At 73.8% G+C, this 11,836-nt stretch carries 11 protein-coding genes; 7 read left to right on the forward strand and 4 right to left on the reverse strand.

Annotation, left to right across the window (positions count from 1 at the left end; translation table 11 throughout):
• Positions 1-216 precede the first annotated feature (216 nt).
• Together INN71_RS13820 and INN71_RS13825 are read left to right on the forward strand one after the other, a co-directional pair.
• The gene (locus tag INN71_RS13820; protein WP_277497769.1) at positions 217-1,911 is read left to right on the forward strand and encodes a glycoside hydrolase family 30 beta sandwich domain-containing protein; all 1,695 of its coding nucleotides are present in this window, start codon (positions 217-219) and stop codon (positions 1,909-1,911) included.
• Positions 1,912-1,955: 44 nt separating this feature from the next.
• On the forward strand, positions 1,956-2,246 hold the full coding sequence (locus INN71_RS13825) for a chorismate mutase (protein ID WP_301800871.1): 291 nt from the start codon (positions 1,956-1,958) through the stop codon (positions 2,244-2,246).
• A gap of 46 nt (positions 2,247-2,292) precedes the next feature.
• Here the strand turns inward: INN71_RS13825 and INN71_RS13830 are convergent, their stop codons facing one another.
• Complete coding sequence (locus INN71_RS13830; RefSeq protein WP_277497767.1) at positions 2,293-2,874, reverse strand: TetR/AcrR family transcriptional regulator; 582 nt, start codon at positions 2,872-2,874, stop codon at positions 2,293-2,295.
• 121 nt (positions 2,875-2,995) lie between these two features.
• Here INN71_RS13830 and INN71_RS13835 point away from each other — a divergent pair, with 121 nt between their 5' ends.
• Positions 2,996-4,165, forward strand: coding sequence for an acyl-CoA dehydrogenase family protein (locus tag INN71_RS13835; RefSeq protein WP_277497766.1), 1,170 nt, complete (start codon positions 2,996-2,998; stop codon positions 4,163-4,165).
• 71 nt (positions 4,166-4,236) lie between these two features.
• Entirely contained in the window at positions 4,237-4,992 is a 756-nt protein-coding gene (locus INN71_RS13840) for an SDR family NAD(P)-dependent oxidoreductase (protein WP_277497765.1), read from the forward strand.
• Between the two features lie 6 nt (positions 4,993-4,998).
• Here INN71_RS13840 and INN71_RS13845 read toward each other — a convergent pair whose 3' ends face one another.
• Positions 4,999-5,607 (reverse strand): TetR/AcrR family transcriptional regulator, encoded by a 609-nt coding sequence (locus tag INN71_RS13845; RefSeq protein WP_277497764.1) that lies wholly within the window; start codon positions 5,605-5,607, stop codon positions 4,999-5,001.
• Positions 5,608-6,003: 396 nt separating this feature from the next.
• Here INN71_RS13845 and INN71_RS13850 point away from each other — a divergent pair, with 396 nt between their 5' ends.
• Both INN71_RS13850 and INN71_RS13855 read left to right on the forward strand, forming a co-directional pair.
• Complete coding sequence (locus INN71_RS13850; protein WP_277497763.1) at positions 6,004-6,648, forward strand: C40 family peptidase; 645 nt, start codon at positions 6,004-6,006, stop codon at positions 6,646-6,648.
• Between the two features lie 105 nt (positions 6,649-6,753).
• Positions 6,754-7,296 (forward strand): thermonuclease family protein, encoded by a 543-nt coding sequence (locus INN71_RS13855; RefSeq protein ID WP_277497762.1) that lies wholly within the window; start codon positions 6,754-6,756, stop codon positions 7,294-7,296.
• A gap of 27 nt (positions 7,297-7,323) precedes the next feature.
• Here INN71_RS13855 and INN71_RS13860 read toward each other — a convergent pair whose 3' ends face one another.
• On the reverse strand, positions 7,324-7,932 hold the full coding sequence (locus INN71_RS13860) for a YitT family protein (protein WP_277497761.1): 609 nt from the start codon (positions 7,930-7,932) through the stop codon (positions 7,324-7,326).
• A 157-nt stretch (positions 7,933-8,089) separates the two neighbouring features.
• On the opposite strand from INN71_RS13860, the gene INN71_RS13865 reads away from it, so the two are divergent.
• Positions 8,090-9,925, forward strand: coding sequence for a phosphoenolpyruvate carboxykinase (GTP) (locus tag INN71_RS13865; RefSeq protein ID WP_277497760.1), 1,836 nt, complete (start codon positions 8,090-8,092; stop codon positions 9,923-9,925).
• Between the two features lie 80 nt (positions 9,926-10,005).
• Here INN71_RS13865 and INN71_RS13870 read toward each other — a convergent pair whose 3' ends face one another.
• A complete protein-coding gene (locus INN71_RS13870) occupies positions 10,006-11,748 on the reverse strand; it encodes a pilus assembly protein TadG-related protein (protein WP_277497759.1) in 1,743 nt (580 codons plus the stop codon).
• Positions 11,749-11,836: the final 88 nt, after the last annotated feature.

Raw genomic sequence — 11,836 nt, forward strand, 5'->3', positions numbered from 1 at the left:
CGGCGGCGCCGGTGGTGCTGCGTCGGGGGTGTCGACCCCTCACGCTCCCAGAACTCATCGCCCGCAGCGAGCGAGTTGTTCCCTTGAGGCTTCCTTGAGAGATCCTCGACGCCGCCTTGAGGATCGACTAGGGTCGTCCTGCCTCCCCTCCGCACCGCCGGACGGGGAGGTCCATGACGCCTTCTCGTCCGACACGGGGGACAGAAAGACGACGCCATGACCCCTCCCCGCGGCCCCCTCCTGCTCGGCGCCCTCGTCGGCGTCCTCGCCCTCGGCTCCGCCGGCGTCCGACCCGCCGACGTGCTCGCCACCGACACGGCTCCCCCGAGCGCGGCCACCGCGACCCGGGCGGGCACCGCCACCGAGCTCCGCGTGGACCTGGGCGGCGTGGCGATCCGCGACACGCTCCCCGCCACGTCCGTCACCACCTACACCTGGACGCCGGGCGACACCCAGGTCGCGTCGTGGCGCACGGTCGCCGACGGGGCGGGCCTCCCGCAGACGCTGGCCCCCGGGCCCGCCCTGCCCACGCGCCCCGTGGTGGGCGGCGAGGAGCTCGTCGTCGGCGCCGAGGCGCCGGGCGCGTTCCCCGTCGTGGGGTTCGGCGGCGCGCTGACCGACTCCGCGGCGCAGCTCATCGACACCTCCCCCCACCGCGACGCCCTCCTCGCAGAGCTCTTCTCCGACGACGGCGCCGGGTTCGACGTCGTGCGGGTGCCCATGGGCGCGAGCGACATGGTCGCGACCGGCGAGCACCGCAGCCTGGCCCACACCCCCGGCCCCGACCCCGAGCTGCGCAGCTTCTCGATCGCCCGCGACCTCGAGCACGTGGTGCCGGTCCTGCAGGACGCCCTCGCGCTCAACCCCGACCTCGTCGTCGTGGCGGCGCCGTGGTCCGCGCCGGGGTGGATGAAGGTCGGCGGCCGCTACACCGGGGACTGCTGGGGCAACCGCAACCACCTGCGCGACGACGCCTACGGGGTCTACGCGCAGTACTACGTGCGCTTCCTGCAGGCGTACGCCGACCACGGCGTCGACGTCGACCAGGTGTCGCTGGGCAACGAGCCGCAGCACTGCAACAGCTCCTACCCCACGATGACGATGTCGTCGGCCGAGCAGGCCCGGCTCGCCCGCGAGCTGCGCCCCGCGCTCGACGCCGCCGGCCTCGCCGACGTCGAGGTGCTCGGCTGGGACCACAACTACGTCGACCAGGGCACCGACCGCCCGACGACCTACCCCGCCGAGCTGCTGGCGGCGGCCGACGGCACCGTCGACGCCATCGGCTACCACTGCTACGAGAGCGGCCTGCGCCGGGAGCCGGCGGCGACGCAGACGCGCGCCGTACCGGCCTGGATGACCGAGTGCACCGGCAGCCTCCACTGGGACGACACCCGGCACAACCTCGTCAACGAGATGCACCTCGCCCTGCTCGACCCGCTGCGCCACGGCGCTGTGTCGTCCCTCTACTGGAACCTCGCGCTCGACGCCTCCGGCGGGCCGCGGCTCGGGGGCTGCACCGCCTGCCGCGGCATGCTCGAGGTGCGTCCCGACGGCTGGCAGCCGAACGAGGACCTCGCCTACTGGTCCCACCTCTCGCGGTTCGTGCAGCCCGGGGCGGTGCTGCGCACCTCCACCCAGCGCGACCGGGTCGAGACCGTGGCCTACGCGAACCCCGACGGCAGCCAGGTGCTCGTCGTGCTCAACGGCTCGTGGTCGGCCCAGGACTTCGACGTGCCGCCCGACGAGCCGGCGCCGACCGGGGAGCCGACCGGGGAGCCGACCGGAGAGCCGACCGGGGAGCCGACCGGGGAGCCGACCGGGGAGCCGACCCCGGTCGACCCGGTGCGCCCACGGCTCGACGAGGTGCTCGGCGGGGTGCTCGGCCTGCTGCGCGGACTGCTCGGCCCCTGACGCCGCCGCGCCTCCTAGACTCGGTGGCCGTGACCTCCGCCTCCGTGCCGCCCGTCCCGCCCGAGCTGGCCGCGCTGCGCTCGAGCATCGACAACATCGACGCCGCCCTCGTGCACCTGCTGGCCGAGCGCTTCAAGTGCACCCAGCAGGTCGGGGTGCTGAAGGCGCGCGAGGACCTGCCCCCGGCCGACCCGGCCCGCGAGGAGCGTCAGATCGCACGACTGCGCGAGCTCGCCCTGGCCGCGGGGCTCGACCCCGTGTTCGCCGAGAAGTTCCTCAACTTCGTCATCGCCGAGGTGATCCACCACCACCAGCGGATCGCCGAGGAGGCCTGAGCCCCGCCGGCCCGCGCCGGCCCGCGCCGCCCCGCCGTACCCCGGCTCAGTCGGTGAGCGCCTGCACGACGAAGGTCGCGAGCTCCGCGTAGGCCTCCGCGTCGGCGAGCTCGAGGCGCTCGAACATCCGCCCCCGCTGGATCTCGAACATGGTCGCGGCGACCATCTCCCCGACGAACGCCGCGTGCACCTGGCGCAGCTCCCCCGACGCCACGCCCTCGGCGATCAGCCCGCGGATCCGCTCGGCCGCGGCCTGCGTGTTGCGCCGGTAGACCGCGTCGGTGGCGGGCAGGCGCGCGATGTCGGCGAGGAAGACCTCCGACAGCGACTGCAGCCGGTCGGCCACGGCGCGCAGGTAGGTCTCGATGCGGGCCGCGGCGCCCTCGACGCCCGCGAGCCGGGTCTCGACGATGTCGACCGCCCGCCGGAACGACTCCCGCACGACCTCGACCGCCAGCTCCTGCTTGGAGCCGGCGAGGGAGTAGAGCGTCGTCTTGGAGCAGCCCAGCCGCACCGTCAGCTCGTCGAGGGTGAAGGCCGCGAAGCCCTCGGCCTCGCAGAGGTCGACCAACCGGTCGAGCAGCTGCTGCTGCCGCGCCGTGCGCTGCGGCCGCGTCGTGCCCGCCATCCCCTCGCCTCCTCCGTCCGTCGTACCGTACGCTGCACGATACCGCAGGACTCTTCACAGTATCGTCACCGCCGCACCGTCCAGCCGCCCCGTCGGGGCCCGGGACCGCCAGGAGGAAGCCATGCCCGCCCGTCGTCTGCTCCCCGACCAGGAGTCCGCCGACCTGCTCGCCCTCGTGCGCGAGCTCGTCGCCAAGGAGCTCGCCCCGCGTGCCGCGCAGGCCGAGGAGGACGCCGCCTTCCCCCGCGACGTGTTCCGCCTGCTCGGCCAGGCCGGCATCCTCGGCCTGCCCTACCCGGAGGAGGTCGGGGGTGGCGGCGTCAGCTACGAGGTCTACCTCCAGGTGCTCGAGGAGATCGGGCGGGCCTGGGCCAGCGTCGGCGTCGGCGTCTCCGTGCACGCGCTGTCCTGCTTCGGCCTCGCCACCTGGGGCAGCGAGGAGCAGAAGCACCAGTGGCTGCCCGACATGCTCGGCGGCGAGATGCTCGGCGCCTACTGCCTCTCCGAGGCCCACGCCGGTTCCGACCCCGCGGCCATGCGGACGACGGCGCGCCGCGACGGCGACGCGTACGTGCTCGACGGGGCCAAGGCGTGGACGACGCACGGCGGCCAGGCCGACTTCTACAAGGTCATGGCGCGCACGTCCGACGAGCGCAACGGCATCTCGTGCTTCCTCGTGCCCGCGGACACGCCCGGCCTCGTCGCCGACAACCCCGAGCGCAAGATGGGCCTGATGGGCTCGACCACCGCCACGATGCTGCTCCAGGGCGTGCGGGTGCCCGTCGAGCGGCGCCTCGGCGCGGAGGGCGACGGGCTGCGGATCGCGCTGGCGGGCCTCGACTCCGGCCGCCTCGGCATCGCGGCCGTGGCCACGGGGCTGGCGCAGGGCGCCCTCGACGCCGCACTGGCCTACGCGCAGCAGCGCGAGGCGTTCGGCCGTCGCATCATCGACCACCAGGGGCTGGGCTTCGTGCTCGCCGACATGGAGGCAGCCGTGCACGCCGCCCGCGCCGTCACGCTGCACGCCGCCCGCCTGCGCGACCAGGGCCTGCCCTTCAGCCGCGAGGCCTCGGTCGCCAAGCTCGTCGCCACCGACAACGCCATGAAGGTGACCACCGACGGCGTGCAGGTGCTCGGCGGCGTCGGCTACACCCGCGACTTCCCCCTCGAGCGCTACATGCGCGAGGCGAAGGTCATGCAGATCTTCGAGGGCACCAACCAGATCCAGCGCATGGTGATCGCCCGCTCGCTCGACGCGAAGCCCGACGCCGGGCTGGTCGTCGCCCGCTGACGCGGGTACCGCTCCCCCGCACCCGTCCGCCGTACCCCCACCGCACGACCCACCTCCGAGGAGACCCACCCATGCAGCTCGCCGACACCGCCGCCATCGTCACCGGCGCCGCCTCCGGGCTCGGCGCGGCCACCGCCGCCGCCCTCGCCGCGAAGGGCGCGCACGTCTTCGGCCTCGACCTGGGCTCGGCGGTCCAGGCCGCGCCGTCGGTCGACGGCGTCACCTACCTGCCGACCGACGTCACCGACGCCGAGCAGGTCGCGGCCGCCGTGGCCACCGCCGCGGAGGGCGCGCCGCTGCGCACCGTCGTCAACTGCGCCGGCATCGGCCCGTCGGCCCGGATCCTGTCCCGCAAGGGCCCCCACGACCTCGGCCTGTTCGCGAAGGTCGTGCAGATCAACCTCGTCGGCACCTTCACCGTGATGACGCTCGCCGCCGAGCAGATCGCCGCCACCCCCGAGCTCGAGCACGGCGCCCGGGGCGTGATCGTCAACACCGCGTCGATCGCCGCGTTCGACGGCCAGGTCGGGCAGGCGGCGTACTCCGCCTCGAAGGGCGGGGTCGTCGGCCTCACGCTCCCGGCGGCGCGTGACCTCGCCCAGCACGGCATCCGCGTCAACGTCATCGCGCCCGGCATCGTCGAGACCCCGATGCTCGCCACCGTGTCCGACGAGTTCCGGGCCGGGCTCGCGGCCGGCGTCCCGTTCCCGCAGCGTCTCGCCCGCCCCGACGAGTTCGCCCAGCTCGCCCTCGCGATCATCGACCACGACTACCTCAACGGCGAGGTCGTCCGCATGGACGGCGCGCTGCGGATGGCGCCGCGCTGAGGACCGCTAGTCGCGGCCGTTGACGATGCCGCGGGCGAGCGTCAGGTGGCGCCGCACCAGCTCGTCAGGGCTCAACGGGCCGTCGGGGCGGTACCAGGACGCCACCCCCAGGCAGAGCGTCGCGACACCGCGGCTCGCCGCCTTCGGGTACGGCGTGGTGAACGTGCCGTCCGCGGCGCCCTCCTCGACCACGTCGTCGAGGAGGTGCTGCAGCGCGTCGCGCAGGCCGACCACGTGCTCGCGGTTGGCCGGCGTGAGGCTGCGCAGCTCGCTCGTCGCGACGAAGGCGTGCTCGGTGCGGAACATGTGGAAGCGCAGGAGACACTCGACGAGGGCGTCGAAGCGCTCCGCCGGGTGGTCCCCGGTGCTGGCGAGCGCGTCGGTGCAGCGGCGCAGCAGGTCGGTGAGCACCGCGTCGAGCAGGGCACGGAGGATGTCCTGCTTCGACGCGTGGTGGTGGTAGAGACCGGGTACCGACAGTCCGGCGCGCGCGGCCAGCTCCCGGATCGACGCGCCGTGGTAGCCCTGCTCGGCGAAGGCCTCGAGGGCGCCCTGGAGCACCCGCGGCAGCTCCACGGCGTCGTACTCGCGCCAGGTCCCGTCCCCCGCTGCCATGACGAGCACCCTAGACGGGAGGGCCCGCCGCGCCGCTCCGGCGCACGGTCCCGGCGCCCGCGTCGGCCGGCCGGGCGCCCACCTGATGGTCTTGCGGAGTGACGCACGCAACACCGGACGTCACTTGCCGGTTCAAGGGAGCAGCCCTCACAGTGGACGGCTGTAAGTCCTCGCCGCGTCGGCGGGGCCGCCCAGGACGCGCCGAGGCCCGCCACGACCTGGGGAGAAACTGATCGCGTCCAGCGCGTGGCGGGCACGGGAGACCCAGCAGTACGCCGCCCCTCGGGGGTGCGGCTCGGGGTGAAGGTCGGTAGTCGCAGCGATGCGGCCCGGCCCGGACAACGGCAGTCCGAACCCGACAGGTCATCTTTCGCAGGCGTCGCCGAGGAACCCGAGATGTCTCTTTCCCCCGTCATGCCTGCGCGCGTCCACGCCGCCGGCGTCACCACCTCCCCCGACACCGCGGCGGCCCCCCGCCACCGCGCCGACGGCCGGGCCCGGCTCACCGCCCCCCGCGCCACCACGGCCGGCCCCGGCGTCGTCCGTCGCTCCGCCACCGCGACCGGCCTGGCCGTCGCGGCGGTCGTCTCCAGCGCCGCGCTCAGCGTCGGCGTGACGGCCGAGCCCGCCGCGGCGTACCCGGCCGGCATGAGCTCGTCGGCCAAGGCCTCCTACGAGCGCCAGATCGACCAGCGCAACTACCGCGTGCTCAAGGCCGCGCAGGCCCTGCGGGGCGTGAAGTACCGCTACGGCGGCACCACCCCGAGCAGCGGGTTCGACTGCTCCGGCTTCGTGGGCTACGTCTACGACAAGGTCGGCAAGGACCTGCCGCGCACCTCGAGCCAGATGGCGTCGTCGGTGCACCAGATCAGCCGCGCCTCGGTGAAGACCGGCGACCTGGTGTTCTTCCGCAGCGGCGGCCGCGTCTACCACGTCGCGATCTACGCCGGGAACAACAACGTGTGGCACGCCCCGGGCAGCGGCGAGCGCGTCAAGCTCGAGCGCATCTGGACCTCGAACGTGACCTTCGGTCGCGTCTGAGCGCCACCCCCCGCTCCGCTCCGTCCGGTCGGCGGCACCCCCGAGGGTGCCGCCGACCGGCGTCTGCAGGGGCCGTCGGCAGAACTCGGTGACCGAGGAGGGTCCGTGCGAGGTCGGGGTGTGGCGGTGGTGCTCGCGGCGGTCGCCGTGCTGGCCGTCTGGCTGGCGGGCCGCTCGGCCCAGGACGGCGCGGGCGGGCCGGGGGGTCCGGGCGAGCCCGACCCCGGTGCCGGTACGACGCCCGCGACGTCGGCGACCCTGGTCGCCGTCACCGACGGCGACACGCTGCGCGTGCGCACCGTCACCGGCGCCGAGGAGCGGGTGCGCCTCGTCGGCATCGACACCCCGGAGGTGCACGGCGACGTCGAGTGCGGCGGGCCGGAGGCCTCGGCGCTCGTGGCCGACCTCGTGCGCCCCGGCGACGCCCTGCGCCTCGTGGCCGACCCGACGCAGGACGACACCGACCGCTACGACCGGCTGCTGCGCTACGTCGAGACCGCCGACGGCACCGACCTCGGCGAGGCCGTGCTGGCCGCCGGCTGGGCGGAGGTCTACGTGTTCGACACCGAGCCGCAGCGGCACGGTGCGTACGCGGCGGCGCAGACGGCGGCCCGCGACGGCGACCGGGGGATCTGGGGCGCCTGCTGAGCCCGGACGCCCGGGGCCGGGGCCTGCTCAGGTGCCGAGGTAGCGCCCGGGCCGGTGGTTGAGCGCCAGCACCAGGTTCAGCACGGCCGCGCCCACCGCGGAGAGCAGCACGTTCTCCACGGGCACCACGGTGAGGCCGCCCAGCACGACGGCGACGTCGAGCACCATCTGCACGTAGCCGGCGCGCCAGCCCAGCCGCTCCTGCAGCAGCAGGGCCACCACGTTGAACCCGCCGAGGCTCGCGCCGTGGCGGAAGACGATGAGCAGCCCGATGCCGATGAGCAGGTTGCCCGCCACCGCGGCGTACGGCGCCGCCAGGTCGGCGAACGACGCCATCCGCTGGTGCAGCTCGGAGAAGGAGCTGACGAGCACGACGCACGCGAGGCTGCGCAGCGTGAACGCCCAGCCCTTCTTGGCCACCGCGAGCGCGAAGAACGGCAGGTTCACGCCGACGAAGAGCACCCCGAACGGCACGGCGACGGCGTAGCTGAGCAGGAGGGCGAGCCCCGCCGTACCGCCGGTGACGGCGTCGACCTCGCGCAGGAGGAGCAGGCCGAGGGACACGACGAAGGTGCCGGTCAGGACGCCGAGGACGTTCTCGGCGGTCGAGTGGGGCACGGGCTCGACGGCGTTCACGGGCTGGACTGTGCTGGGCGCGGGCGCCCGCTGGCAAACCGGGACCGAGTATCACGCGCAGGGGCCGGGGTCCCGCACTCCCGGGCGTGTGCGAGCATCAGCGGCACACTGACGCAGCGCACTTACGCAGTGCGCCGACGGAGAGGATCCGGGCATCATGGTGAACGTGGCAGCGGCGCTCGACGAAGCCGGCCTGACCAACCCGCACGTGCGGGAGTACGTCGAGCACTGGGCGGAGGTGACCGGGGCCGCGCGCATCGAGGTGGTCAGCTCCTCCGACGACGCCCGCCTCGTCGCCGAGGCCCTCGAGGCCGGCGAGCTCCAGCCCGCCGGCGAGGGGCGCTACTACTCCCGCAGCTACCACAAGGACACGGCGCGCTCCGAGGAGCGCACGATCGTCGCGACCAACGACGAGGCCCACCAGGGCGTCTACAACAACTGGCGGCCCGCGGCGGAGATGAAGGAGCTGCTCACCTCGAAGATGCGGGGCCAGCTCGAGGGCCGCACGATGTACGTCGTCCCCTACCTCATGGCGCCGCAGGGCTCGCCGCTCGAGCGCTTCGCCGCCGGCGTCGAGCTCACCGACACCCGCACCGTCGTGCTCCACATGATCCGCATGGCGCGCGTCGAGGTCTCCTACATCAACGAGCTGGCCGACCCGGACTCGTTCGTCCGCGCCGTCCACGTCGCCGGCGACCTGGAGAGCCACGGCCAGGGCACCCCCGACGACCAGCGCTACTTCGTGACGGTCGCCGACGAGCGCACGATCCTGCACTTCGGGTCGTCCTACGGCGGCAACGCCCTGCTCGGCAAGATCGCCCACGGCCTGCGCCAGGCGGCGTTCGACGGCTGGGCCTCGGGCGAGTTCCTCTCGGAGCAGTTCATGCTGCTGGGCATCACCGACCGCGAGACGGGCCGCCGCTACCACGTGGCGGGCGGCTTCCCGAGCGCGTCGGGCAAGACGAACCTGGCGATGACGCTGGCCCCCGAAGCCCTGGGCGACCGCTACCACGTCGAGTTCTACGGCGACGACATCGCCTGGATCTGGCCCGGCGCGGACGGCCGGCTCTACGCGATGAACCCGGAGAACGGCGTCTTCGGCGTCGCGAAGGACACCAACGAGCTGACGAACCCGACGGCGCTCGAGTCCATCGCGGACGGCACCGGCACGATCTTCACGAACGTGGCCTACAACCCCTCCACCCAGGAGGTGTGGTGGGAGGGCAAGACGCCCGAGCCGCCGGCCGACGTCACGGGCTGGTTCGACTGGAAGGGCGACGCGATCGCGGACCGCTCCGAGAGCGAGCAGGGCGCGCCCTGGGCCCACCCCAACAGCCGCTTCACCACGACGCTGGCGAACGTGCCCAACGTCGCGCCCGACTTCGAGGCGCCCGAGGGCGTGCCGCTCGACGCGATCATCTTCGGCGGGCGCACCCGCGACCGCGAGCCGCTGGTGCGGGCGATCACCGACGTGGCCGAGGGCGTGTACGACGGCCTCACCCTCGGCGCGGAGGCGACGTTCGCCGCCGACGGGCTCGACGGCCAGCTGCGCTACGACCCCATGTCGATGCGACCGTTCATGTCGTACGCCGAGGCGGACTACGCGAAGCACTGGCTCGACATCGTCGGCCGGGCCAGCGACCAGCCGATCTTCGCGCACGTCAACTGGTTCCAGCGCGACGCCGAGGACGGCCACTTCCTGTGGCCCGGCTACCGCGAGAACCTGCGCGCCCTGCTGTGGCTCGTGCAGCTGAAGAACGGCGAGGTCTCCGGACAGCAGACGCCGGTCGGCACGATCCCGACGCGCGAGGAGCTCGACCTGTCGGGCCTCGACGTGCCCGACGCCGACCTCGAGCGCATCCTGTCGATCGACACGGAGCGGTGGCGCCAGGAGATCGGGTTCCGCGAGGAGCACCTGCGCCAGTTCACCGGGCTGCCCGAGGAGATCTGGGAGGCCCACCGCCGCGTGGCCGCCGCCCTCGGCGAGGGCTGAGCCCCGCCGTACCCCCCCGTTCGTGGTGGGAGCGCCAGGAGATCCGTGGCGCTCCCACCACGTTCCACGTCCGGGGCCGGTCAGCCCCGCAGAGCGGGCACCCCGCACCGCATGGCGGGCGCGCTGTCGAGCGAGAGCCGCGCTCCGGCGACCTCCGTGCCGGCGAGGGCGAGCAGCGGGTTGATGAGGCCGTTGCTGAGGCTCGTGGGGTTGCCCGGGTCGAGGAGCGCGTTGACCGCTCCCTTGACCGACGCGTCGAGGAACGCGCTGGCCTCCGCCGTGCTGAGCCCCACCCAGGCGCCGAGGGTGCCGTTGAGCAGCCCCAGGTGGGCCACGACGCTGGCGCCGGCGTTGACGGTCGGCGGGGCGGCGGTGATGCCGCCGGTGGTCGTCGGGTAGGCGGTGTCGAACTGCCGGGGCGGCACCGTGATCGTGTAGTCGGCGTTGCCCGACGGGCTGATGGTGGCGGTGACGTTGACCGTGGCGTTCACGTCGACCTGCACCTCGGCCAGCGAGACCATGCCGAGCAGCTTGACCTTGACCCGCAGGGAGGTGCGGATCGGCGTCTGGAACTTCACGGTCGCGAGACCGTTGCGCACCTCGAAGGTGGCGCTGGCGGGGTCGCCGCACACGATGCGCTTCAACGTCGTCTGCGTCGGCGCGAGCGAGAGGTCGAGCCCCAGGTGGTTGGGCTGGTGGACGGTGAGGTTCACCGGCGCCGAGACGATGCCGGGGACCGAGGCGAGCCCGACGACCACGTTGGACGGGTTGAGCGAGGTGTCGACGTGCACGCCGAGCTGCTCGGTGTCGCCCGGTCGCGCCGTGGAGTTCGGCTCCCCCGGGCGGCCGCAGAACTGCCGCGGCCCCTGGATGAGCTTCAGCGCGATGTTGGTGTTCGCCAGGCCCGGCAGCAGCGCACCCGTGTAGAGGTTGAGGGTGTTCTGCCCGTTGATGAGCAGCATCGAGCCGGCGACGAGGTCGAGCGCGTTGTAGCGCGCCCCGAGCACCGCGCCGGAGCCGGTGGCGACGCCGAGGATGCGGCCCACGTCGAGGGTCACGTTGGCGTTCACCCAGGTGCGCAGGGCGTTGAGCGCGGTGACGGTCGTGCCGCTGGTGCCCGCGGGCAGCGCGTTCAGCACGGCCAGGTAGTAGCTCTTGGCGCTCACGGTCGTCCTGGCGAGCTGGTTGAGGGTGCCGACGCCCAGCTCGGCGGCGAGCCGGTCGAGGTTGACGGCGACCGCGGCCAGGCCGGTGTAGTCGAGCGCCGCCAGCGTCGCGTTGCTCTGGCCGATCCGGCGCAGCACCGGGTTGAGCAGCGGCGAGCGGCCCGTGCGGACGAGCGCGGCGTACGAGCCGACCTGGTAGCACGCCGAGGAGGTCGAGGCGGCCACCGCCGAGCGGGAGGCGAGGCCGTCGCCGTCCGCGACGACGTACCCCACCGACGAGGCGGCGGTGACGCGCACGGCGGTCGGCACGGCGGAGTCGAGCACCGGCCGGAACGTGCCCGTGACCGTCATCTCGCCCAGCTCGAAGGAGAGCGTCGGGGGCTCGCCCAGGGAGTCGCCGTTGCGGGTCAGGGCCTGCTGCACCTCGTCGGCCACCGCGGTGCGCACCTGCGCGCCGGTGCGGCCGTCGAGGTGGCGCGACGCGTCGAGCGCCGCGACGTCCGCGACGGCCTGCAGGTCCCGGCGCATGACGCGCTGCATGCCGATGTCGACGACGAGCGAGGTGATGGCGAGCACGAGCGCGACGAGCAGGCCGACCATCACGGCGACGGCGCCGCGCTGGTCCTGCGCGCGGGAACGATGCCGAACGTGCCTCACGGGGCACCTCCATCCGAGAGCGAGCCGGCTCGCGGCAGGGGGGTTCGCGAGCGTAGGGCCAGATCGGCCCGCCGGGCGGCGACCTGAG

The organism is Nocardioides sp. ChNu-153 (assembly GCF_030466625.1).
GTDB lineage: Bacteria > Actinomycetota > Actinomycetes > Propionibacteriales > Nocardioidaceae > Nocardioides.

Bases quoted from the DNA above. Each gene is read 5' to 3' on its own strand.
- INN71_RS13820 (WP_277497769.1), top strand. From the start codon at position 217: ATGACCCCTCCCCGCGGCCCCCTCCTGCTCGGCGCCCTCGTCGGCGTC.
- INN71_RS13835 (WP_277497766.1), top strand. From the start codon at position 2,996: ATGCCCGCCCGTCGTCTGCTCCCCGACCAGGAGTCCGCCGACCTGCTC.
- INN71_RS13850 (WP_277497763.1), top strand. From the start codon at position 6,004: ATGTCTCTTTCCCCCGTCATGCCTGCGCGCGTCCACGCCGCCGGCGTC.
- INN71_RS13840 (WP_277497765.1), top strand. From the start codon at position 4,237: ATGCAGCTCGCCGACACCGCCGCCATCGTCACCGGCGCCGCCTCCGGG.
- INN71_RS13830 (WP_277497767.1), bottom strand. From the start codon at position 2,874: ATGGCGGGCACGACGCGGCCGCAGCGCACGGCGCGGCAGCAGCAGCTG.
- INN71_RS13845 (WP_277497764.1), bottom strand. From the start codon at position 5,607: ATGGCAGCGGGGGACGGGACCTGGCGCGAGTACGACGCCGTGGAGCTG.
- INN71_RS13865 (WP_277497760.1), top strand. From the start codon at position 8,090: ATGGTGAACGTGGCAGCGGCGCTCGACGAAGCCGGCCTGACCAACCCG.